Source organism: Streptomyces sp. NBC_00223, assembly GCF_036199905.1.
Taxonomy (GTDB): domain Bacteria; phylum Actinomycetota; class Actinomycetes; order Streptomycetales; family Streptomycetaceae; genus Actinacidiphila.
Map to the genome: position 1 here is coordinate 6,762,501 of NZ_CP108109.1, position 23,082 is coordinate 6,785,582.

General features: G+C 71.5%; 16 protein-coding genes and 2 rRNA genes. 13 read left to right on the top strand and 5 right to left on the bottom strand.

Features of this window, described 5'->3' with window-relative positions; genetic code table 11:
* The first annotated feature begins 77 nt into the window (after positions 1–77).
* A 23S ribosomal RNA gene (locus OHA30_RS28880) occupies positions 78–3,203 on the top strand.
* A 127-nt stretch (positions 3,204–3,330) separates the two neighbouring features.
* A 5S ribosomal RNA gene (gene rrf / locus OHA30_RS28885) occupies positions 3,331–3,447 on the top strand.
* 98 nt (positions 3,448–3,545) lie between these two features.
* Here the strand turns inward: rrf and OHA30_RS34095 are convergent.
* Complete coding sequence (locus tag OHA30_RS34095; protein ID WP_443045137.1) at positions 3,546–4,913, bottom strand: hypothetical protein; 1,368 nt, start codon at positions 4,911–4,913, stop codon at positions 3,546–3,548.
* Between the two features lie 36 nt (positions 4,914–4,949).
* On the opposite strand from OHA30_RS34095, the gene OHA30_RS28895 reads away from it, so the two are divergent.
* Positions 4,950–6,020, top strand: a complete 1,071-nt coding sequence (locus OHA30_RS28895) for a hypothetical protein (protein WP_328918037.1) — start codon at positions 4,950–4,952, stop codon at positions 6,018–6,020.
* Between the two features lie 137 nt (positions 6,021–6,157).
* Here OHA30_RS28895 and OHA30_RS28900 read toward each other — a convergent pair whose 3' ends face one another.
* Positions 6,158–7,429, bottom strand: a complete 1,272-nt coding sequence (locus OHA30_RS28900; protein ID WP_328916806.1) for a DUF1015 domain-containing protein — start codon at positions 7,427–7,429, stop codon at positions 6,158–6,160.
* A gap of 73 nt (positions 7,430–7,502) precedes the next feature.
* On the opposite strand from OHA30_RS28900, the gene OHA30_RS28905 reads away from it, so the two are divergent.
* Positions 7,503–8,522 carry an HAD-IIA family hydrolase gene (locus tag OHA30_RS28905; protein ID WP_328916807.1) on the top strand — a complete coding sequence of 340 codons (1,020 nt, stop codon included), beginning with the start codon at positions 7,503–7,505 and terminating at the stop codon, positions 8,520–8,522.
* 607 nt (positions 8,523–9,129) lie between these two features.
* Here the strand turns inward: OHA30_RS28905 and OHA30_RS28910 are convergent.
* Positions 9,130–9,987 (bottom strand): siderophore-interacting protein, encoded by an 858-nt coding sequence (locus tag OHA30_RS28910; protein WP_328916808.1) that lies wholly within the window; start codon positions 9,985–9,987, stop codon positions 9,130–9,132.
* Positions 9,988–10,162: 175 nt separating this feature from the next.
* Positions 10,163–10,510 (bottom strand): SCP2 sterol-binding domain-containing protein, encoded by a 348-nt coding sequence (locus tag OHA30_RS28915; RefSeq protein ID WP_328916809.1) that lies wholly within the window; start codon positions 10,508–10,510, stop codon positions 10,163–10,165.
* Between the two features lie 131 nt (positions 10,511–10,641).
* On the opposite strand from OHA30_RS28915, the gene OHA30_RS28920 reads away from it, so the two are divergent.
* The 7 genes from OHA30_RS28920 (at position 10,642) to OHA30_RS28950 (ending at position 18,334) form a co-directional block, all read left to right on the top strand.
* The gene (locus tag OHA30_RS28920; RefSeq protein WP_328916810.1) at positions 10,642–11,799 is read left to right on the top strand and encodes a histone; all 1,158 of its coding nucleotides are present in this window, start codon (positions 10,642–10,644) and stop codon (positions 11,797–11,799) included.
* A 139-nt stretch (positions 11,800–11,938) separates the two neighbouring features.
* A complete protein-coding gene (locus OHA30_RS34100) occupies positions 11,939–12,067 on the top strand; it encodes a hypothetical protein (RefSeq protein WP_405785093.1) in 129 nt (42 codons plus the stop codon).
* A complete protein-coding gene (locus OHA30_RS28930) occupies positions 12,051–12,881 on the top strand; it encodes a TlyA family RNA methyltransferase (protein ID WP_328916812.1) in 831 nt (276 codons plus the stop codon). Before OHA30_RS34100 ends, OHA30_RS28930 begins: the two co-directional genes overlap by 17 nt.
* A 2-nt stretch (positions 12,882–12,883) precedes the next feature.
* Positions 12,884–13,792 (top strand): NAD kinase, encoded by a 909-nt coding sequence (locus OHA30_RS28935; RefSeq protein WP_405785091.1) that lies wholly within the window; start codon positions 12,884–12,886, stop codon positions 13,790–13,792.
* 109 nt (positions 13,793–13,901) lie between these two features.
* On the top strand, positions 13,902–15,653 hold the full coding sequence (gene recN / locus OHA30_RS28940; protein WP_328916814.1) for a DNA repair protein RecN: 1,752 nt from the start codon (positions 13,902–13,904) through the stop codon (positions 15,651–15,653).
* A 572-nt stretch (positions 15,654–16,225) separates the two neighbouring features.
* Positions 16,226–17,056: a hypothetical protein gene (locus OHA30_RS28945; protein WP_328916815.1), complete on the top strand. Its 831-nt coding sequence runs from the start codon at positions 16,226–16,228 to the stop codon at positions 17,054–17,056.
* Between the two features lie 150 nt (positions 17,057–17,206).
* On the top strand, positions 17,207–18,334 hold the full coding sequence (locus OHA30_RS28950) for a glycosyltransferase family 4 protein (protein ID WP_328916816.1): 1,128 nt from the start codon (positions 17,207–17,209) through the stop codon (positions 18,332–18,334).
* Between the two features lie 28 nt (positions 18,335–18,362).
* On the opposite strand, the gene OHA30_RS28955 is transcribed toward OHA30_RS28950, so the two are convergent.
* Entirely contained in the window at positions 18,363–20,177 is a 1,815-nt protein-coding gene (locus tag OHA30_RS28955) for a glycoside hydrolase family 15 protein (RefSeq protein WP_328918038.1), read from the bottom strand.
* A gap of 547 nt (positions 20,178–20,724) precedes the next feature.
* Here OHA30_RS28955 and OHA30_RS28960 point away from each other — a divergent pair.
* On the top strand, positions 20,725–22,377 hold the full coding sequence (locus OHA30_RS28960) for a CTP synthase (RefSeq protein WP_328916817.1): 1,653 nt from the start codon (positions 20,725–20,727) through the stop codon (positions 22,375–22,377).
* A 77-nt stretch (positions 22,378–22,454) separates the two neighbouring features.
* Positions 22,455–23,078, top strand: coding sequence for an NUDIX hydrolase (locus OHA30_RS28965; protein WP_328916818.1), 624 nt, complete (start codon positions 22,455–22,457; stop codon positions 23,076–23,078).
* Positions 23,079–23,082 lie beyond the last annotated feature (4 nt).

Here is a 23,082-nt window from a genome sequence, read left to right on the forward strand (position 1 = left end):
CGTGGACGACGCATGCAGCGTTGGTCGCGGGTGACTGGTCGTCGCTTGAGAACTGAACAGTGGACGCGAGCATCTGTGGCCAAGTTTTTAAGGGCGCACGGTGGATGCCTTGGCACCAGGAACCGATGAAGGACGTGGGAGGCCACGATAGGCCCCGGGGAGCTGTCAACCGAGCTTTGATCCGGGGGTGTCCGAATGGGGAAACCCGGCAGTCGTCATGGGCTGTCACCCATGCCTGAACACATAGGGCATGTGGAGGGAACGCGGGGAAGTGAAACATCTCAGTACCCGCAGGAAGAGAAAACAACCGTGATTCCGGGAGTAGTGGCGAGCGAAACCGGATGAGGCCAAACCGTTTACGTGTGATACCCGGCAGGGGTTGCGTGGGCGGGGTTGTGGGAGTTTCCTTGATCGGTCTGCCGGCCGGTCGGAGAGTCAGAAACCGTATGGGTAGGCGAAGGACATGCGAAAGGTCCGGCGTAGAGGGTAAGACCCCCGTAGCTGAAATCTGTACGGCTCTCTTGGAGACCACCCAAGTAGCACAGGGCCCGAGAAATCCTGTGTGAATCTGGCGGGACCACCCGTTAAGCCTAAATATTCCCTGGTGACCGATAGCGGATAGTACCGTGAGGGAATGGTGAAAAGTACCGCGGGAGCGGAGTGAAATAGTACCTGAAACCGTGTGCCTACAAGCCGTGGGAGCGTCGCAGTGCGTGCTTGCACGTTGCTGTCGTGACTGCGTGCCTTTTGAAGAATGAGCCTGCGAGTTTGCGGTGTGTTGCGAGGTTAACCCGTGTGGGGTAGCCGTAGCGAAAGCGAGTCCGAATAGGGCGGTTGAGTAGCACGCTCAAGACCCGAAGCGGAGTGATCTAGCCATGGGCAGGTTGAAGCGGCTGTAAGAGGTCGTGGAGGACCGAACCCACCAGGGTTGAAAACCTGGGGGATGACCTGTGGTTAGGGGTGAAAGGCCAATCAAACTCCGTGATAGCTGGTTCTCCCCGAAATGCATTTAGGTGCAGCGTCGTGTGTTTCTTGCCGGAGGTAGAGCACTGGATAGGCGATGGGCCCTGCCGGGTTACTGACCTTAGCCAAACTCCGAATGCCGGTAAGTGAGAGCGCGGCAGTGAGACTGTGGGGGATAAGCTCCATGGTCGAGAGGGAAACAGCCCAGAGCATCGACTAAGGCCCCTAAGCGTACGCTAAGTGGGAAAGGATGTGGAGTCGCAGAGACAACCAGGAGGTTGGCTTAGAAGCAGCCATCCTTGAAAGAGTGCGTAATAGCTCACTGGTCAAGTGATTCCGCGCCGACAATGTAGCGGGGCTCAAGCGTACCGCCGAAGTCGTGTCATTGCAGCATGTACTCCCAACGGAGGCTGTGATGGGTAGGGGAGCGTCGTGTGCCGGGTGAAGCTGCGCCGGAAGGCAGTGGTGGACGGTTCACGAGTGAGAATGCAGGCATGAGTAGCGATACAAGAGTGGGAAACTCTTGCGCCGATTGACTAAGGGTTCCTGGGTCAAGCTGATCTGCCCAGGGTAAGTCGGGACCTAAGGCGAGGCCGACAGGCGTAGTCGATGGACAACCGGTTGATATTCCGGTACCCGCTTTGAAACGCCCAGTATCGAGCCCATTAATGCTAAGGCCGTGAAGCCGCCTGCTGAGTCTTCGGATGAGGTGGGAGTGGTGGAGCCGCTGAACCGAGGTGGTAGTAGGTAAGCGATGGGGTGACGCAGGAAGGTAGTCCAGCCCGGGCGGTGGTTGTCCCGGGGTAAGGGTGTAGCCCGAGAGATAGGCAAATCCGTCTCTTATGAGGGTGAGACCTGATGCCGAGCCGATTGTGGTGAAGTGGATGATCCTATGCTGTCGAGAAAAGCCTCTAGCGAGTTTCATGGCGGCCCGTACCCTAAACCGACTCAGGTGGTCAGGTAGAGAATACCGAGGCGTTCGGGTGAACTATGGTTAAGGAACTCGGCAAAATGCCCCCGTAACTTCGGGAGAAGGGGGGCCACGTCTGGTGAGCACACTTGCTGTGTGAGCTGGGTGTGGCCGCAGAGACCAGCGAGAAGCGACTGTTTACTAAAAACACAGGTCCGTGCGAAGCCGTAAGGCGATGTATACGGACTGACGCCTGCCCGGTGCTGGAACGTTAAGGGGACCGGTTAGTCACATTTCGGTGTGGCGAAGCTGAGAACTTAAGCGCCAGTAAACGGCGGTGGTAACTATAACCATCCTAAGGTAGCGAAATTCCTTGTCGGGTAAGTTCCGACCTGCACGAATGGCGTAACGACTTCTCGACTGTCTCAACCATAGGCCCGGTGAAATTGCATTACGAGTAAAGATGCTCGTTTCGCGCAGCAGGACGGAAAGACCCCGGGACCTTTACTATAGCTTGATATTGGTGTTCGGTTCGGCTTGTGTAGGATAGGTGGGAGACTTTGATATCGCGGCGCCAGCCGTGGTGGAGTCGTCGTTGAAATACCACTCTGGTCGTGCTGGATGTCTAACCTCGGTCCGTGATCCGGATCAGGGACAGTGTCTGGTGGGTAGTTTAACTGGGGCGGTTGCCTCCTAAAGGGTAACGGAGGCGCCCAAAGGTTCCCTCAGCCTGGTTGGCAATCAGGTGTTGAGTGTAAGTGCACAAGGGAGCTTGACTGTGAGACTGACGGGTCGAGCAGGTACGAAAGTAGGGACTAGTGATCCGGCGGTGGCTTGTGGAAGCGCCGTCGCTCAACGGATAAAAGGTACCCCGGGGATAACAGGCTGATCTTCCCCAAGAGTCCATATCGACGGGATGGTTTGGCACCTCGATGTCGGCTCGTCGCATCCTGGGGCTGGAGTCGGTCCCAAGGGTTGGGCTGTTCGCCCATTAAAGCGGTACGCGAGCTGGGTTTAGAACGTCGTGAGACAGTTCGGTCCCTATCCGCTGTGCGCGTTGGAGTCTTGAGAAGGGCTGTCCCTAGTACGAGAGGACCGGGACGGACGAACCTCTGGTGTGCCAGTTGTCCTGCCAAGGGCATGGCTGGTTGGCTACGTTCGGGAGGGATAACCGCTGAAAGCATCTAAGCGGGAAGCCTGCTTCGAGATGAGGGCTCCCACTCACTTGATGGGGTAAGGCTCCCAGTAGACGACTGGGTTGATAGGCCGGATGTGGAAGCCCTGTAAGGGGTGGAGCTGACCGGTACTAATAGGCCGAGGGCTTGTCCTCATTTGCTCGCGTCCACTGTTTGGTTCCCGGGTTGCGAACAGTCGCACCGGTGAACACTCAACTGAAAAGTGTGCTTGTTCGCTTGGACTCTGTCGATGTCCCGTATTGCGGGACGGCCCGATAGTGTTTCGGTGGTCATAGCGTTAGGGAAACGCCCGGTCACATTCCGAACCCGGAAGCTAAGCCTTTCAGCGCCGATGGTACTGCAGGGGGGACCCTGTGGGAGAGTAGGACACCGCCGAACAATCTTTCTGGACCCTCGGTCCTGGCCTGAGCGCTGGGATCGGGGGTCCTTTTGTTTTCCCCGAAACGCACCCTCCCCGCGACTGCGGGAGACTTGCACTACAGCAGTACGATCCGACAGGAGTCACGTCGATGTCCAACTCGCCCGAAGACCGGCCCGAGCGCCCTGAGCGCCGGGACTCGCGCCCGACCGGCGGCGGCGACCGCGGAGGTTTCCGCAGCGGCGGCCCGCGGAGGGACGGTGACCGTCCCGCCGGCGGACACCGTCGTGACGATCGACGTGATGACCGTCGTGACGACCGCCCGCGCGGTGACCGTCCCACCGGCGCCGGCGGTGGTTACCGTCGCGACGACCGTCCCAACAGCGGGGCCGGCGGCGGCAGTAGCTTCCGCCGTGACGACCGCCCGCGTTACGACCGCCCCGGTGGCGACCGTCCCCGCGGTGACCGCCCCACGGGTGGTGGGTTCCGTCGTGACGACCGCCCGAGCGGTGGCGGCTTCCGCCGTGACGACCGTCCCGGCGGCGGTGGCGGTGGCGCCGGCGGTGGTTTCCGTCATGGCGACCGTCCGCGCGACGACCGCCCCCGTTTCGACCGTCCCAGGGATGACCGTCCGCGTGACGATCGTCCCCGTGGTGACCGTCCTACCGGTGGTGGGTTCCGTCGTGATGACCGTCCGAGTGGTGGCGGCTTCCGGCGTGACGACCGTCCGGGCGGGGGTGCCGGTGGTGGTTTCCGTCGTGACGACCGTCCCCGTGACGACAGGCCGCGCGACGACCGCCCCCGTTATGACCGTCCGAGGGACGACCGTCCCACCGGCGGCGGCTTCCGTCGCGACGACAGGCCCAGGGACGACCGTCCCCGTGACGACCGTCCGCGCTACGACAAGCCGCGCGACGATCGCCCGCGTGGTGACCGTCCCACGGGTGGTGGGTTCCGTCGTGATGACCGTCCGAGTGGTGGCGGCTTCCGGCGTGACGACCGTCCGGGCGGGGGTGCCGGTGGTGGTTTCCGTCGTGACGACCGTCCCCGTGACGACAGGCCGCGTGAGGACCGTCCCCGTTATGACCGTCCGAGGGACGACCGTCCCACCGGCGGCGGCTTCCGTCGCGATGACAGGCCCAGGGACGACCGTCCCCGTGACGACCGTCCGCGCTATGACAGGCCGCGCGACGATCGCCCGCGCGACGATCGTCCCCGTGAGGACAGGCCGCGTTACGACCGCCCCAGGGACGACCGTCCCACCGGCGGCAGCGGCTTCCGCCGTGACGACCGCCCCCGTGACGACCGCCCCCGTGGTCCGCGCCGCGAGGACGACCGTGGTGGCTTCCGTCGCGATGACCGTCCCCGTGACGACAGGCCGCGCGACGACCGCCCCCGCGGCCCGTACCGTGACAACGACCGGGACCGGGACCGCGGCCAGAGCCGCCGTCCGGCGGTCCAGGGCCGTGGCAGGTTCGAGAACCACGGCGGCCGTGACGACCGGCGCGACGAGCGCGAGCCGATCAAGCGGCTGCCGATCCCGGACGAGGTGACCGGCCAGGAGATCGACCCGAGCGTGCGGCAGGAGCTGATGAGCCTGCCGAAGACCCTCGCCGAGGACGTGTCGCGCAACCTCGTCATGGTCGCGCGGCTGCTGGACGAGGAGCCGGAGCAGGCGTACGCGTACTCGCGCGTCGCGCTGCGGCTGGCCTCCCGCGTCGCGGCCGTAAGGGAAGCGGCGGGCTTCGCCTCGTACGCCTCCGAGCGGTACGCCGAGGCGCTGGCGGAGTTCCGGGCGACCCGGCGGATGACCGGCACCGTGGACCTGTGGCCGGTCATGGCCGACTGCGAGCGCGGCCTCGGCCGTCCGGAGCGGGCCCTGGAGATGGCGGGCGCGCCCGAGGTGCAGAAGCTGGACAAGGCGGGACAGGTGGAGATGCGCCTGGTCGCGGCCGGCGCCCGGCAGGACCTGGGCCAGGCCGAGGCGGCCGTGGTCACCCTGCAGAGCTCGGAGCTGGCGTCCCACGCCGTGCACCCGTGGACCGCGCGGCTGCGGTACGCCTACGCCGACGCGCTGCTGGCCGTCGGCCGGGAGAACGAGGCCCGCGACTGGTTCGCGAAGGCGCTGGAGGCCGACCACGACGGTACGACCGACGCGTCCGACCGGCTCGCCCAGCTCGACGGCGTCGAGTTCGTGGACGTCTTCGACGGTGAAGCGGCCGAGGACGACGACCAGGCCGCGCCGACCGCCGCCGACGCGGAAGCGGACACCGCCGACGACGACGCGGCTGACGACGACCTCACCGACGACGACGTCACCGATGAGGACGACCTCGAGGACGACGAGGAGGACGAGGGCGACCTCCCCGACGAGGACGAGGACGGGGACGACCCCGCCGACGCCGACGCCGACTCGGAGGCCGACGCCAAGTCCGAGGCGCCCGCCGCCGCGGCCCCTGAAAAGGCCGCCGCCGACGAGCCCGCTGACGCCCCCGAGGCCCCCGAGGCCGACGCGACCGACGACGCCGACGACGCCGATCCCTCGTCCTTCCTGGTCTCGCCCTTCCGCGAGCCCTCCCACGACGAGGACTGACCGACCCGGCAGCACCGTATGACCCACGACTGAGGGCGGCACCCGCATCCCGCGAGTGCCGCCCTCAGCCATGTCCGGACCCGACCCCGACTCCAACCTCGACCCCGAGCCTGAACGCCCGCCAGGACAGAGCGACCTCAGTCCAGCTCCAGGCTCCGGATCACCAGCCCGCTCGCCGGTTTCGGCCCGAACGACGTCGACTTGCGCGGCATCATCACGCCCTGCCGGGCGAGGTCGAGGACCACCTGTTCGCGGACCGGGTGCATCAACACCGCCGTACCGCCGTGCTGTTCGGCCAGTCCGACGGCCGCCGCCGTGTCGTGGATGTAGCGGATGTGCGCGGGGGAGTCGGGCACCCGCCAGACGTCGTCGAGCAGCAGGGAGTGCAGCACGGTGGCGTCCAGCCGGCGCCACGCCCCCGGCCGGTCGGCGGGGACGACCGCCTCGACGCGTGCCGGGTCGGGCCGGTCGAGCAGGTGGAAGCCGTCGCCCGCGAGCAGGAAGGCGTTGCCGTCGGCGGCGGCCTCCGCGAGGGTGTCCAGCGCGCGGTCCAACGGCCCCGGCACCGGCCTGACCCGGAAGACCGTACGCGCCGCCTCCAGCGCGGTCGCCGGCGGCAGATGCGGCAGTACGCGGTGGATCGCCCGTACCCGCAGCGGGTAGCGGGCCGTGTCCACGAGCAGGACGAGTCCGAAGTCCCAGGGTGTGCCCGGGCGTTGGGCGGCCTGGAGCCGGCGGTAGGTGGCCCAGCGGTGGTGGCCGTCCGCGATCAGCGCCTGGCGCGGGGCCAGGTCGGCGTCGATCGCGGCCAGGTCGGCGGGGTCGGTGAGCGCCCACAGCCGGTGCCGTACGCCGTCCTCGGTCGTGGTCGTGAGCAGCGACGGGGCGTCGGCGGCCGTGCGGTCGACCAGGCGGGCCGTCGCGTCGCCGTCGCGGTAGGCGAGCAGCAGGGGTTCGAGGTTGGCGCCGGTGGCGCGCATCAGGGCGGCGCGCTCGGCGACCGGGCCCGCCATGACGTCCTCGTGCGGCAGGACGACACCGTCCTCGGGCGGGCTCAGCCGCAGCGCGCCGATGACACCGCGCTGGAGGTGGTCGCCGTCGCGCTGCTCGTACACGTACAGCGCGGGCCGCGGGTCGGGGGCGAGGACGCCTTCGTCCAGCCAGCGGTCGAGGGTCCTGGCGGCCTTGCGGTGCTGGGCGGCCGGGGTCTCGGCGTCGGGCAGGATGAGCCGGACGACGTTGTGCGGGTCCGCGGTCTCCAAGTACCGCTGGCCGTCGGGCCGTACCACGACGTCGTACGGCGGAGAGGTGACCGCGGCGAGGCTGCCGACGCGTTCCGGCACGTAGCGCAGCCCGCGGAAGGGTGCCAGCCGCAGCCCTCGAGCGCTGGTGGGACCGGAGTTGCTCACCGAGGCATGCTACGTCCGCCACGGGCATGAGGGATGATCGGGTCATCGACGACATACGAGGAGCGAGCCCGTCATGACCCACCCGACCAGTCCGCACGCCAGCGAACGACCGCTCGACGCGGCCTACGACACCGCGCTGCTCGACCTCGACGGAGTGGTCTACGCGGGCGGCGAGGCCATCGCGCACGCGGTGGAGTCGCTGGAGGCGGCGAGCGGGCACGGGATGCGGCTGGCGTACGTGACGAACAACGCGTCGCGTACGCCGCAGGCCGTCGCCGAGCATCTGACGCGGCTCGGGGTGCCCGCGACCCCGGACGAGGTCGTCACGTCCGCGCAGGCGGTGGCCCGGCTGGTGGCCGAGCAGGTGCCGGCCGGCGCGAAGGTGCTGACGGTCGGCGGCGAGGGGCTGTTCGCGGCGCTGCGCGAGCGCGGGCTGCGGCCGGTGGAGTCCGCGGAGGACGACCCGGCGGCGGCCGTGCAGGGGTACGGGCCCGAGCTGCGGTGGGCCCAACTCGCGGAGATGGCCTACGCGGTGAACCGGGGGGTGCCGTGGTTCGCGTCCAACACGGACCTGACGATCCCCAGCGCGCGGGGGATCGCGCCGGGCAACGGCGCCGCGGTGGAGGCGGTACGGTTCGCGACCGGTGGGAAGCCGCAGGTGGCGGGGAAGCCGCTGCCCCCGATGCATCGTGAGACGGTGCTGCGGACGGGGGCGAAGCGGCCGCTGGTGGTGGGGGACCGGCTCGACACGGACATCGAGGGGGCGTTCGCGGCAGGGGTGGACTCGCTGCTCGTCCTGACGGGGGTGACGTCCCCGGCGGCGCTGCTCGCCGCCGAGCCGCGGCACCGGCCCACGTACGTGGGCCGGGATCTGCGGGACCTGCTGGTGCCGCACCCCGAGGTCGGCTCTTCCGCGGACGGTCCCACGTGCGGGGGGTGGACCGCGTCCGTGGCCGGCGACACGCTCGCCCTGGCGGGCGAGGGCGAGCCGCTGGACGGCCTGCGGGCACTGTGCGCGGCGGCGTGGGGCGCTGCGGGCGAGAGCTCGTCCGAGCTCGACCCGGCCAAGGCCCTGACCCGCCTGGAGCTGTAGCCCCGGGCGCGGTTCGATAGCCGGGCCCGCCGCCGCGTGGCGCGTGTTGGCGCGGGCTCCGGGGCCCGGGGGCCGTACCGGGCCACCGCCCACGCGGGCGGGCGATCCGCGCCGCGGGTGCCGTCCGCCCTCGGCGCCCGCCGACCGCGTGGGGGCCGGGCTGTCGCGGGGCACCGCCCGCGCGGGGTTCCCGCGTCTCACGGGCGCGGGGTGCTCCCGATCGCGGGGTGCTTCGTCCACCACCCGGCGAGCCCCGCCTGTCGCAGCCAGGCTCGCCCCGTCCGCCGGCAGGCACCGCCGGACACCACCATCCCGCGACCCACCGTCGCGGCGGGAAAAGAATGGGCCACTCGCCCACCCCGAAGCCTCACGGCGAGGCACAGCGCGCCACGTCGGCGCAGAAGCACCGCCCAGGCCCGTGGCTCGGCCGTCGGCAGCCGCCGTGCGCACGTCCGTGCGGGTTTCCGGCCCCGACCGGGGTGGGGCGGTCGGCGCTCGCCCGGCGGGCGGGCCGCTCAGGCGTCGGCAGCCGCCGTGCGCACGTGTGTGCGGGTTTCCCGCCTCGACCGGGGTGGGGCGGTTGGCGCTCGCCGGACGGGCGGGCCGCTCAGGCGTGGGAGGCCGTCAGCGCTTCGGTGAGGAGGTCGTCCTCCGTCGTGCCCTGGCGCCAGTAACCCGTGAAGGTGATCGCGCGGCGCGGGAAGGCGCGGTCCTGGACGAGGTGGCGGCGCAGCGCGCGGATGGCCGCGGACTCGCCGCCCAGCCAGGCGTAGGGCGTACCGGACGGGAAGCCGGCCCCGCCGACCGCCGCGAGCAGCGCCCCCGTACGGTCGCCGCGCGACAGGCCCGACGCCTCCGACGCGCCCCGGAGCAGCCAGGTGATGTCGGCGTCGGCCTTCGTCGGCAGCGGCAGCCGGTCCTCGGGGTGGGCGACCTCGATCCACGCCTTGACCGGCATACCCGCCGGCAGCCACGCCAGGATGCTCGCGACCGCCGGAAGCGCCGTCTCGTCGGCGGTCAGCAGCACCCAGTCCGTACCGTCCGGCGGGCAGAAGTCGACGCCGCCGTTGTCCTCGACGGCCGGCGCGAGGACGGACAGCCGGTCGCCGGGCGCGGCCCGCTGCGCCCAGCGGGAGGCCGGGCCGAGGTCGCCGTGCAGCGCGAAGTCGATGTCGATCTCGGCCGGGTCCCGCCGTACGTCCCGCAGTGTGTACGTCCGCATGACGCCCCGCACGTCCGGGTCCAGTTCGCGCCAGCGCAAGTACCAGTCGGGGTCGAGCACTTCGGGCAGCACGGGCGCGTCCTGCCCCGGCTGTGGCAGGAACAGCTTGAGCCGCTGATCGCGGCCGCCGCTGACCACCCCGGCCAGCTCCTCGCCGCCGAGCACGACCCGGATCAGCGTGGGGGACAGCCGCTGGGTGCGGACCACCCGGGGGTGGAAGAACTGGTAGGGCATGGGGGACATGGCGTGAGCTCACCTTCTTCGTGGTGATGTGCTTAGTGAGGGTAGGCTAACCTAACTTTTCCGTCGGTCGACCGTCACTACCCACCCGTCACACTTACGGGGCACCCCGCCGCCGTCCCTCGCGGCAGTGCCGCCCGCACGCCGAAGCGCCGGGCAGCCGGAGCTGCGGGCGCGCTCAGAGCAGCGAGCGCAGCCGCAGCACGTCCCGCAGGCTCGCCTGCACCCTGACCCGGCCCGACCCCCACGCCTTGGCGAAGTTCAACTGGCCGCCGACCATGGCGACCAGGTCGTCGCCCGTCATCGTCAGCCGGATCTGCGCCTTCTCGGCGGGCTCACCGGGCACGGTCGTCACGTCCTGGATCCGGCCGCCGGCCAGCCGGCCCACGAAGGTCAGGTCCAGATCCGTGATGCGGCAACTGAGCGAACGGTCCAGCGCCGTGGCGCTCCGCACCCCGTCGTCGGCCTTGGCGAGATTCGCCGACAACTGGTCGAGCGCGCTGCGGCACTCCTCGATGGTGGCCATCGGCGCGGCGCCTCCCGGTCGTGCGGTACGTCCGGATGACGGTACCGCAGGGCATCGACAGCCGGGCGCGGGCGCCGGAGGCGGTAGCGTCGGGACCGCATGTGTCAACGGCGAGGCGAGGAGTGTGAGCGATGCGGGACGCACTGCGTACCTGTCTGCAGATCGCGGGCGGCCTGACCGAGGCCACCCGGCGACGCACGATCGAGGCGGCGAAGGAGCTGCTGGAGCAGGCGGGGATCGACCCCGCGGTACTCCAGCAGCGGATCAACTCCGCGATTCCGCCCGAGGTGCAGAGCCTCGCCGACGAGCTGATGGCCTCCGGCCGGGCCAACCGCGACCTGCTGCTCGGGATCGTCCGGGAGGAGGTCGACAAGGCGATGAGCCGGGTCGGCCGCATCGCCGACGAGGTCACGAAGGTCGGCGTCGTCCTTGAGGCGATGGAGCGCCGTATCCGCAACCTGGAGACCCCGCAGGACGCGCCGACGACTCCGCCGCCGTCCGAGCCCGCGCCCACCCCGCCGACCGCCCGAGTCCCCAACCCGCCGGTCGAGCACGTCCCGGTCGACCTGGACACGCCGGAGGCGAAGCCGTCGTCCGGCACGTCGTCGGCGGAAGCACAGAAGGCCGGGACAGCGGGTACGGCTCCCCGCGCGCCGAAGCGGGCGGCCGGCCCGCGCAAGCGGGCGGTGGTCCCGGCGGACGCGGCGGGCCCGGTACGGCGGGGCGGCTCCGGCGGAACGAAGGCGGCGCCGCGCCCGGCGGCGGGTGAGCAGACCGCTCCCTCGGACACCGGCAAGGCCGAGGAGCCTGTGCAGCCCGCGCCCGTTCGGAAGGCCGCGGTGAAGAAGGCCCCGGCGGCCAAGCGCCCACCGGCCGCCCGTAGGACGGCCACGCCGAAGACCGCCACCACGAAGAAGGCCACGCCCAAGAAGGCGGTGAGGAAGACCGCCGGGAGTTCCGCCGTACCCGACCCGGGCGCGCCCGCCCCGAAGCAGGCCGCGCCAAGGAGGACCGCGTCGACCTCGGCGGCAGCCGACCCGGTGACGCCCGCCCGCAAGGCGCCCGCGCCGAAGAAGGCCGCCGTACCCGATCCCGGGGCGCCCGCACCGAAGAAGGCGACGCCGAAGAAGACGGCCGCGAAGAAGACCGCCGGGGGTGCCGCCGTACCCGACCCCGGGGCCCCCGCCCGTAAGACGACCGCCAGGAAGACCGCGCCCGCGCGCAGGACCGCCCCGGCGAAGAAGGCCGCCGAGCCGCGCGACAGCGGAACGGGCACCGGCGATGAGTGAGCCGTACGACCACCCCGCCCCCACGGACCCGGACGCCCCCGCGGATGACCACACCCCCACGGGGGAGACTGGGGAGGCCGGTGGGACCACTGCCGGCGGTCCCCTGGGGGTGACCGTCTCGCCGACGGGGAATGCTGACGTGGACGCCGCGGTTGTGCGGCTGACCGACGCGGACGCATTGCCGACCGAGGCGCACATCGAGGTGTACGAGGACGTGCACGCGGGACTGCGCGACGCGCTCACCGCGCTGGATGAGAACAGGGGCTGAACCGTACGTGGCACGACGCCGACTCGACGCTGAGCTGGTGCGCCGGAATCTCGCGCGCTCCCGGGAGCACGCAAGCCAGTTGATCGCCGCGGGCCGGGTCAGCGTGGGCGGCGCCACCGCGACCAAGGCCGCCACCCAGGTGGAGACCAGCGCCGCCGTGGTCGTCGCGAAGGACACCGACGAGCCCGACTACGTCTCGCGCGGCGGCCACAAACTCGCGGGCGCGCTGGCCGCGTTCACCCCGCTGGGCCTGACCGTGGCCGGCCGCCGGGCGCTGGACGCCGGTGCCTCGACCGGCGGCTTCACCGATGTGCTGCTGCGCAACGGCGCCGCCGAGGTGGTCGCCGTCGACGTCGGCTACGGCCAACTCGCCTGGTCGTTGCAGAGCGACGACCGGGTGATCGTCAAGGACCGCACCAACGTAAGGGAGTTGACGCTCGATCACATCGACGGCAAGCCGGCCGACGTGATCGTGGGCGACCTGTCCTTCATCCCGCTCGGCCTCGTCCTGCCCGCCTTGGTCCGCTGCGCCGCGCCCGAAGCGGACCTCGTACTGATGGTCAAGCCGCAGTTCGAGGTGGGCAGGGAACGGCTCGGCAGCGGCGGTGTCGTCCGCAGTACGCAGCTGCGCGCCGAGAGTGTGCGCAAGGTGGCCGCGCAGGCCGCCGAACTCGGGCTGGGAGCACTGGGCGTGACCGCCAGTCCGCTGCCCGGTCCGTCCGGGAACGTGGAGTACTTTCTGTGGCTGCGCGCCGGCGCCCCCGCGCTGGACCCGGCCGAAGTCGACCGAGCTGTGGCGGAGGGGCCCCGTTGACCGTGAATAGCCAACCTCAGGACCGTACGGTCTTCCTGCTCACGCACACCGGGCGGGAAGAGGCGATCCGCAGTGCCGAGCGGGTGATGCTCGGCCTGCTGCGGGCGGGCATCGGCGTACGGCTGCTGGAGGACGAGGCCGCCGACCTGCCGCTGCCCGCCGCGGTCGAACTGGTCGGCGAGGTCGGGCCAGGATCGGTACAGGGCTGCGAACTGATCATCGTGCTGGGCGGTGACGGCACCATCCTGCGCGGCGCCGAGTTCGCCCGCGCCTCGGGCGTGCCGATGCTCGGCGTCAACCTCGGCCGGGTCGGCTTCCTCGCCGAGGCCGAGCGCGACGACCTCGACAAGGTCGTGGACCGGGTGGTGACCAAGGAGTACGAGGTCGAGGAGCGGATGACCCTCGACGTCCTGGTCCGCAACGACGGCCGGATCGTGCACACCGACTGGGCGCTCAACGAGGCGTCCGTGGAGAAGGCGTCCCGCGAACGGGTGCTGGAGGTCGTCACCGAGGTCGACGGCCGCCCGGTGTCCGGCTTCGGCGGCGACGGTGTGGTCTGCGCGACCCCGACCGGCTCGACCGCGTACGCGTTCTCCGCGGGCGGGCCGGTGGTCTGGCCGGAGGTCGAGGCGCTGCTGATGGTGCCGATCAGCGCGCACGCGCTCTTCGCCAAGCCGCTGGTGACCTCGCCGCGCTCGGTGCTCGCGGTGGAGGTGCAGCCGCAGACCCCGCACGGCGTGCTGTGGTGCGACGGCCGCAGGACCGTGGAGCTGCCCGCGGGGGCACGGGTCGAGGTGCGGCGCGGCGCGGTCCCGGTCCGGCTGGCCCGGCTGCACCACGCCTCCTTCACCGACCGGCTGGTGGCGAAGTTCGCGCTGCCGGTCGCGGGCTGGCGGGGCGCGCCGAGGTAGTCCCGGAAGCGGTCCGGCGGGGGTTCCGCGGAGGTTGACGGGGGGCTACGCGGCGGTCCGGGCGCGGGAGGCGCGCGGCGGGCGTCGCGCGTACGGTCGCAAACCTCGTATGGTCGTATCCGTGTTGGAGGAAATGCGGATTCGGTCGCTGGGAGTCATCGAGGACGCCGTGGTGGAGCTGTCACCCGGCTTCACGGCGGTGACCGGTGAGACAGGCGCGGGCAAGACCATGGTCGTCACGAGCCTCGGTCTGCTGCTCGGCGGGCGGGCCGACCCCGCGCTCGTGCGGATCGGCGCCAAGCAGGCGGTGGTCGAGGGCCGGATCACCATGGGCCCCGACGCCCGCGCCTGGACGCGCGCCGAGGAGGCGGGCGCCGAGCTGGACGACGGCGCGCTGCTGATCAGCCGTACGGTCTCGGCCGAGGGCCGGTCCCGGGCGCACGTCGGCGGCCGTACGGTCCCGGTCGGGCTGCTCGCCGAGCTGGCCGACGACCTGGTGGCCGTGCACGGCCAGACCGACCAGCAGGGTCTGCTGCGGCCTGCCCGGCAGCGCGAGGCGCTCGACCGGTACGCGGGCGACGCGGTGGCCGTGCCGCTGGCGAAGTACGGGTCGGCGTACCGGCGGCTGCGCGAGGTCGCCGCGGAGTACGACGAGCTGACCGCGCGGGCCCGCGAGCGCGCCCAGGAGGCGGATCTGCTGCGCTTCGGCGTCGAGGAGATCGCGGCCGCGGAGCCGCAGCCCGGCGAGGACACGGAGCTGGCCGCGGAGGCGGAACGGCTCGGACACGCCGAGGCGCTGGCCTCCGCGGCGACCGTGGCGCACGCCGCGCTCGCCGGGAATCCGGAGGACCCGGAGGGCGTGGACGCCGGCACGCTGGTCGCCGGGGCGCAGCGCGCGCTGGACTCGGCGAGCGCCCACGACCCCGTACTGGCCGAGCTGGCGGCCCGGCTCGGCGAGGTCGGCATCCTGCTCGGGGACGTGGCCGGTGAACTGGCCGGATACGCCGACAACCTCGACGCGGACCCGCTGCGGCTGTCCGCGGTGGAGGAACGCAGGGCCGTACTCAACCACCTGGTCCGCAAGTACGCCGCCGACATCGACGGGGTGCTCGCCTGGGCCGAGGTGAGCGCGGCGCGGCTGAACGAGCTGGAGGGCGACGACGGGCGGATCGCCGAACTCGCGGCGGAACGGGACGGGTTGCGGGCCGAGCTGGGCGGGCTCGCCCAGAGCCTCAGCGACGCCCGGGGGGAGGCGGCGGACCGGTTCGCGGCGGCCGTCACCGCGGAACTGGCCGAGCTGGCGATGCCGCACGCGCGGGTGACGGTCGCCCTCCGGCAGACCGACGCGGCCGATCCCGGGCACGGGATCGAGGTGGGCGGCCGGGCGGTGGCCTTCGGGCCGAGCGGCGCCGACGAGGTGGAACTGCAACTGGCCCCGCACCCCGGCGCTCCCGCGCGGCCGATCGCCAAGGGTGCCTCCGGCGGTGAGCTGTCCCGGGTGATGCTCGCGGTCGAGGTGGTCTTCGCGGGGTCCGACCCCGTGCCGACGTATCTCTTCGACGAGGTCGACGCCGGCGTCGGCGGCAAGGCGGCGGTCGAGGTCGGGCGGCGGCTGGCGCGGCTGGCGCGTACGGCGCAGGTGGTCGTGGTCACGCATCTGCCGCAGGTGGCGGCGTTCGCCGACCGGCAGTTGCTGGTCGAGAAGACGAATGACGGGTCGGTGACGCGCAGTGGGGTGACCGTGCTGGAGGGGGAGGCGCGGGTGCGGGAGCTTTCGCGCATGCTGGCGGGGTTGGAGGATTCCGAGTTGGGGCGGGCGCACGCGGAGGAGCTGCTCGCTGCGGCGAAGGCTGCGCGCTAGGTCCCTCGCGGGGCGCGCGCTGTCCACGAGGTGCACGTCCGTGCGGGGTCCCTCGCGGGGCGGGGCTGGTTTTTCGGGTGCGGGTCCCTCGCGGGGTGCGGGCCGACATTCGGGTGCACGCCCGTGCGGGGTCCCTCGCGGGGCGGGGCGTCGTTCTCGGGTGCACGCCCGTGCGGGGTGCCCGCGCCTGGCGGCGCGGGGTCGATCCCGCCCGCACCACCCGTGCGGGTTTCGTACTTGTCTGCTGGTGGCCCCTGTGGGTGGTACCCGCCGACGGCGGCGAACCCCTGCAGGGGCCACCCGCACGGGGGTACGAATCCGCACGGGTGGTGCGGGCGGGAGACGGCTCGCGCCGCAGGCGCGGGCAACTCCGCACGGACGTGCACCTGGTATGCGGCGCCCGCCCGGCGAGGGCCCCGCACGGACGTGCACCTGGTAAGCGGCGGCCCGCCCGGCGAGGGCACCGCATGGACGTGCACCTGGTATGCGGGGCCCGCCCGGCGAGGGCACCGCATGGACGTGCACTTGAGAGCGACGCCCACCCCGCGAGGGGAGACGGAGAGAGGGCCAGGATGACCGCGCAGAACGGACGGATCTCCGTTGCCATGGCCGCGGCCGCGGCGACTCGTGCCGCGTACGGGGAGTTGCGGCGCCGACCCCCCGTCGAGGCCCGGCTGTGGCAGCGCACGAACTACGCCGGCCGCGGGGTCGAGCTGTACGGCGGCCTCGCCGTGGCCGCCGGCGCGGCCACCGCCATCGCCGCCGCCCGCGGCCTCGGCGCCCGGACCCGGCTCGCCGCCGTCGGCGCCGCGCTGGCGGCCGGCGTCTGCGGCGCGTACGACGACCAGAAGGGCTCACCGGACGAGCGCGGATTCGCCGCGCACCTCCGCGCGCTGGGGGAGGGTCGGCTCACCTCGGGCGGCGTCAAACTGCTCGGTGTCAGCGCGGCCGGACTCGCCGCGGGAGCGCTGCTCAAGACCCGCCCGCTCGACCGGCTGCTGGCCGGCGTGGTGATCGCGGGGGCCGCCCACGCCGTGAACCTCGTGGACGTCGCCCCCGGCCGCGCCGCGAAGGCGGTGATCGCGGTCGGCGCCCCCGGCCTGCTGCGGCGTGGCCCCGGCGCGGTGCTCGCCGCCGCGCCCGTGGGCGCCGCGGCCGCCGTGCTCAGGGACGATCTGAGCGAGCGGACGATGCTCGGCGACGCGGGCGCGCACGCGCTGGGCGCCGCCCTCGGCGCGGCGATAGCGACGTCCAACGGGCGGGCCGGCCTGCTGCTGCACGCCACCGCGGTCGTCGCGATGGCGGTCGCGGGTGACCGGCTGGCCGGGGACGAACGGCTGTGGAACGCCCCCGGAGTACGGCAGGTTGACTCCTGGGGCCGGGTAGTTCACCCGTATGGGTGATCCCTGGTCGGGGCGGGCGGGCACGGCGTCGCCCTCGACCGTGGTGTCCGGCGCCGGGCCTGGCATCCTGGACGAGTCGAACAGCAGCAGCCGCCGGCCGTCCCGCCGAGCAGATACCCGACCGTCGCCGAGTCAGGAGCAGGACCCCGCGTGAGCAGCACCTCCCACCCCGTCCAGGGGCAGCTGCACGCCGTGCACGTACTGAGCACGGCGGCGGGCGCGCATGTCCGCTCGCTGGCCGGCGGCCTGGTGGCCCGCGGGGTCGAGGTCACCGTCTGCGCCCCCGCCGCGGTCGAGGCGGTGTACGGGTTCAGCGCCGCCGGGGCCGGGTTCACCCCCGTGGAGCTCGGCCGGTACGCCGCCGCCGACGCCCCCGCGATCGCCGCGCTGCGCACGGTGTTCACCCACGCGAGCGTGGTCCACGCGCACGGCCTGCGCGCGGGCCTGCTGGCCTCGGTCGCGCTCGGCGGCCGCCGTACCCCGCTCGTGGTCACCTGGCACGGCAGCGACATCCCCGCCGAGGGCGGCCGCGGCCTGGCGCTGCGCTGGCTGGAGCGCGGGGCGGTCCGCCGCGCCGGGGTCGTACTCGGCGTCTCCTCCGACCTGGTGGACCGGGCCCGGGGTTACGGCGCCGCCGACGTACGGCTGGCACCGGCCGCCGTACCGCGCCCGACGGCCCGCCCGCCGCGGCCGCCCGCCGACGGGGAGCGTCAGAAGCAGCGGATCAGGGCCGAACTCGGCGCGGCCGAACGCCCGTTGCTGCTCGCGGTCGGCCGGCTGGAGCCGCACCAGGGATACGACGTGCTGCTCGACGCGGCCGGGCGCTGGGCGACCCGCGAACCCCGGCCGCTGGTCGCCATCGCGGGGGAGGGCCCCCAACGGGCCGCGCTGGAACGGCGAATCGCGACCGAGCGGCTGCCCGTGACCCTGCTCGGCCGCCGTGACGACGTGCCCGAACTGCTGTCCGCCGCCGACCTGGTGGTGCTGCCCAGCCGCTGGGAGGCCCGTTCGCTGATCGCCCAGGAGGCCCTGCACGCCGGAGTCCCGCTGGTCGCCACGGCGGTCGGCGGCACCCCCGAACTCGTCGGCGACGCCGCCCTCCTGGTGCCGTACGGCGACGCGGGCGCGCTGGCCCGCGCGGTCACCGGCCTGCTCGCCGACCCGGTCCGCCGTACCGCGCTGGCCATCGTGGGCCGGGCCCAGGCCGCGACCTGGCCCACCGAGGACGACACGGTGGCCCAGGTGCTCAGCGTCTACGACGAGTTGACCCGGGGCTGAAGCCCAAACCGCCCCGGGCCGACGGGTGTTACGTCGGGAAGGCGCCGCACGCGGTGAGCCGCAGCGCGGTGTCGATCAGCGGCACATGGCTGAACGCCTGGGGGAAGTTGCCCACTTGGCGCTGGCGGCGCGGGTCCCACTCCTCCGCGAGCAGCCCGAGGTCGTTGCGCAGCGCGAGCAGCTTCTCGAAGAGCCGGCGGGCCTCGTCGACCCGGCCGATCATCGCCAGGTCGTCCGCGAGCCAGAACGAGCAGGCCAGGAAGGCCCCTTCGTCACCGGGCAGCCCGTCGAGATTCTCGTCGACGTTGGAGGTGGGGTAGCGCATCACAAAGCCGTCCTCGGTGGACAGCTCGCGCTGGATCGCCTCAATGGTACCGATCACCCGTTTGTCGTCGGGCGGCAGGAAGCCCATCTGGGGGATGAGCAGCAAGGAGGCGTCCAGCTCACGCGAGCCGTAGGACTGCGTGAAGGTGTTGCGCTGCCGGTCGTAGCCCTTCTCGCACACGTCGTAGTGGATCTCGTCGCGCAGCTCCCTGAAGCGGTCCAGCGGGCCCTCGACCTCGCCGGACTCTATGAGCTTGACGGTACGGTCCACCGCGACCCAGGCCATCACCTTGGAGTGCACGAAGTGCCGGCGCGGGCCGCGGACCTCCCAGATGCCCTCGTCCGGCTCGTTCCAGTGCTTCTCCAGGTAGCGGATCAGCTTGAGCTGGAGCGCGCTGGCGTTGTCGTTGCGGGCCAGGCCGGTCATATGGCCCAGGTGCAGCGCCTCGGTGACCTCGCCGTAGACGTCGAGCTGGAGCTGATGGGCGGCGCCGTTGCCGATCCGGACCGGGGTGGAGCCCTCGTAGCCGGGCAGCCAGTGCAGCTCGTTCTCGCCCAGCTCGCGTTCGCCCGCGATGCCGTACATGATCTGGAGATTCTCCGGGTCGCCTGCCACCGCGCGCAGCAGCCACTCGCGCCAGGCGCGGGCCTCGTCGCGGTAGCCGGTGCGCAGCAGCGAGGACAGGGTGATCGCCGCGTCCCGCAGCCAGGTGAAGCGGTAGTCCCAGTTGCGCACCCCGCCGATGTCCTCGGGCAGCGAGGTGGTGGGCGCGGCCACGATCCCGCCGGTCGGCCCGTAGGTCAGGGCCTTGAGCGTGATCAGCGAGCGGACCACGGCCTCCCGGTAGGGGCCGGTGTACGTACACTGCTCGACCCACTCGCGCCAGAAGTCCTCGGTGGCGGTCAGCGACCCCTCCGGGTCGGCCAGCGCGGGCTGCGGCTTGTGGGAGGGCTCCCAGCTGATGGTGAAGGCGAACCGGTCCCCGGGCGCGACGGTGAAGTCGGAGTACGTGGTCAGGTCCTCACCGAAGGTGTCCACCTCCGTGTCCAGCCACACCGAGTCCGGCCCGGCCACCGCGACCGTACGGTCGCCGATCTTGTGCACCCACGGGGTGATCTGCCCGTAGGAGAATCGCATCCTCAGTGCCGAGCGCATCGGCACACGGCCGCTGACGCCCTCCACGATCCGGATCACCTGGGGTGCTCCGTCACGCGGCGGCATGAGATCGATCACCCGTACGGTGCCCGTACGGGTGTCCCACTCCGACTCCAGCACCAGCGACTCGCCGCGGTAACGGCGGCGGGTCGCGGTCGGCGGCTCGGTGCCCTCGGCATACGCCGGGCCGATCCGCCAGAACCCGTGCTCGTCGGTGCCGAGCAGTCCGGCGAACACCGCCGGTGAGTCGAAGCGCGGCAGGCAGAGCCAGTCCACCGTGCCGTCCCTGCAGACCAGTGCGGCGGTCTGCATATCACCGATGAGTGCGTAGTCCTCGATACGCCCGGCCACGTGCAACTCCAGTCGAACACGGCGCCGCCCCCGCTTGGGACGGTCTTGCGGTATGGGGGAAACCTTGCGGTTTTGGGGGGATGAAAATCTGGATCTTTGGACGAGCTCATGATCCGGAGAAGGGCGGGGATGGTGCCGGTGCCGGTCGGCTCGCGCAATGCGTTCGAGCAGAATACGTCCTCGGAGAGGGCGGTGTGCGTCTCTCGGCGATCTTCGCCGAGCCGGTGGGCCGGACCCCTGCCACCTCACCGGCAGAGGATCCGAAAGCGCTTGCACACGCGGTCTTCCGGCCTGCGTCCGAGCGTAACGCGCACTTTGTCCCCCCGAGTGCCACGCGGTGCCGACACGAAGTCTTCACACAGCCGCCACGCCGTCGCTCGTGGACCCACAAAGTCGATCACGGACCCGGCCGCGGGCTGTGCCACCTGCTGGTGGGGGCCGCTGTCGCTGTTACCCTGGTAGCCCGTGGGCCGGTGGGCCGAACCACTGAACCGCCGCGACGGCGCTCCCAGAACGAACGCCGTCCCGACCCTCACCTCGCGACCACGGGAGCCCCCTCTTGGCAATTGGGCCGAAATCCACGACGACCAAGCACATCTTCGTCACCGGTGGCGTGGCCTCCTCGCTCGGCAAGGGGCTCACCGCCTCCAGCCTCGGTGCACTGCTCAAGGCGCGCGGTCTGCGCGTCACCATGCAGAAGCTCGACCCGTATCTGAACGTCGACCCGGGCACCATGAACCCGTTCCAGCACGGTGAGGTGTTCGTCACTGACGACGGCGCCGAGACCGACCTGGACATCGGGCACTACGAGCGCTTCCTCGACGTGAACCTCGCCGGTTCCGCGAACGTCACCACCGGCCAGATCTACTCCTCGGTGATCGCCAAGGAGCGCCGCGGCGAATACCTCGGCGACACCGTGCAGGTCATCCCGCACATCACCAACGAGATCAAGTCGCGTATCCGCCGGATGGCCACCGACGACGTGGACGTCGTCATCACCGAGGTCGGCGGCACCGTCGGCGACATCGAGTCGCTGCCCTTCCTGGAGTCCGTACGCCAGGTGCGGCACGAGGTCGGCCGGGACAACGTCTTCGTCGTCCACATCTCGCTGCTGCCCTACATCGGCCCCTCCGGCGAGCTCAAGACCAAGCCCACCCAGCACTCGGTGGCCGCGCTGCGCAACATCGGCATCCAGCCGGACGCGATCGTGCTGCGCGCCGACCGCCCGGTGCCGATCGCGATCAAGCGCAAGATCTCGCTGATGTGCGACGTCGACGAGGACGCGGTGGTCGCCGCGATCGACGCGCCCTCGATCTACGACATCCCCAAGGTGCTGCACACCGAGGGCCTGGACGCGTATGTGGTCCGGCGGCTCGACCTGCCGTTCCGCGATGTCGAGTGGGCGCAGTGGGACGACCTGCTCAAGCGCGTCCACGAACCCGAGCACGAGGTGACGGTCGCGCTGGTCGGCAAGTACATCGACCTGCCCGACGCCTATCTGTCGGTGACCGAGGCGCTGCGGGCCGGTGGCTTCGCCAACAACGCCAAGGTCCATGTGAAGTGGGTCACCTCCGACGACTGCAAGACCGCGGCCGGCGCCGCGGCCCACCTCGCCGACGTCGACGCCATCTGCGTGCCCGGCGGCTTCGGCGACCGCGGGGTCGAGGGCAAGGTCGCCGCGATCACCTTCGCCCGTGAGCACCGCGTGCCCCTGCTCGGGCTCTGCCTCGGCCTGCAGTGCGTCGTCATCGAGGCCGCCCGCAACCTGGCCGGGATCGCCGACGCCAACTCCACCGAGTTCGACCCCGCCACCGCCCACCCGGTCATCTCCACCATGGCCGAGCAGCTCGACATCGTGGACGGCAAGGGCGACCTCGGCGGCACCATGCGGCTGGGCACCTACCCGGCCAAGCTCGCCGAGGGCTCGATCGTCCGCGAGGTCTACGGCGACCAGCCGTACGTCGAGGAGCGCCACCGGCACCGCTACGAGGTCAACAACGCCTACCGGGCCGAGCTGGAGAAGAAGGCCGGGCTGGTCTTCTCGGGCACCTCGCCCGACAACAAGCTCGTGGAGTACGTCGAGTACCCGCGCGATGTGCACCCGTACCTGGTCGCGACCCAGGCGCACCCCGAGCTGAAATCCCGCCCGACCCGGCCGCACCCGCTCTTCGCCGGACTGGTGAAGGCCGCGGTGGCCGCGAAACGGGGATGATCACGGAGACGGATCACCGACCCGGGCCCTCGGCCGGACCCGGGACCGGCACAGGACTCGCACCCGGAGGGCGCAGCATGCTCAAGGACACCCCGCAGGAGTGGCAGGTCACGGCCAGCTCCACCCCGTTCACCGGCAAGAAGACCGCCGTCCGCACGGACGCGGTGGTCATGCCGGACGGCAGCACCGTCACCCGCGACTACCAGGTCCACCCCGGCTCGGTGGCCGTGCTCGCCCTGGACGACGACCACCGGGTGCTGGTCCTCAAGCAGTACCGGCACCCGGTGCGGCACAGGCTCTGGGAGATCCCGGCGGGCCTGCTCGACATCCCCGGCGAGAACCCGCTGCACGCCGCCCAGCGCGAGCTGTACGAGGAGGCGCACGTCAAGGCCGAGGACTGGCGGGTGCTGACCGACGTCTTCACCACGCCCGGCGGCTCCGACGAGGCGGTACGGATCTTCCTCGCGCGGAACGTCTCCGACGCGGACGGCGAGCGCTTCGCGGTCTCCGAGGAGGAGGCCGACATGGAGTACGCCCGGGTCCCGCTGCCCGAGCTGGTCGCGGGCATCCTGGCGGGCGAGCTGCACAACAGCTGCCTGGTCCTCGGGGTGCTCGCGCTCTCGGCCGCGCTGGCCGGGGACGGGCTGGACGCGCTGCGGCCGGCGGAGGCGCCGTGGCCCGCGAGGCCGTTCACCGTGTAGGGAG

Excerpts from the sequence above, each read along its gene's own strand:
- OHA30_RS28905 (WP_328916807.1), top strand. The coding sequence starts at position 7,503 with ATGACCCACCCGACCAGTCCGCACGCCAGCGAACGACCGCTCGACGCG.
- OHA30_RS28910 (WP_328916808.1), bottom strand. The coding sequence starts at position 9,987 with ATGTCCCCCATGCCCTACCAGTTCTTCCACCCCCGGGTGGTCCGCACC.
- OHA30_RS28915 (WP_328916809.1), bottom strand. The coding sequence starts at position 10,510 with ATGGCCACCATCGAGGAGTGCCGCAGCGCGCTCGACCAGTTGTCGGCG.
- OHA30_RS28920 (WP_328916810.1), top strand. The coding sequence starts at position 10,642 with ATGCGGGACGCACTGCGTACCTGTCTGCAGATCGCGGGCGGCCTGACC.
- OHA30_RS28930 (WP_328916812.1), top strand. The coding sequence starts at position 12,051 with ATGAGAACAGGGGCTGAACCGTACGTGGCACGACGCCGACTCGACGCT.
- recN (WP_328916814.1), top strand. The coding sequence starts at position 13,902 with ATGGTCGTATCCGTGTTGGAGGAAATGCGGATTCGGTCGCTGGGAGTC.
- OHA30_RS28945 (WP_328916815.1), top strand. The coding sequence starts at position 16,226 with ATGACCGCGCAGAACGGACGGATCTCCGTTGCCATGGCCGCGGCCGCG.
- OHA30_RS28965 (WP_328916818.1), top strand. The coding sequence starts at position 22,455 with ATGCTCAAGGACACCCCGCAGGAGTGGCAGGTCACGGCCAGCTCCACC.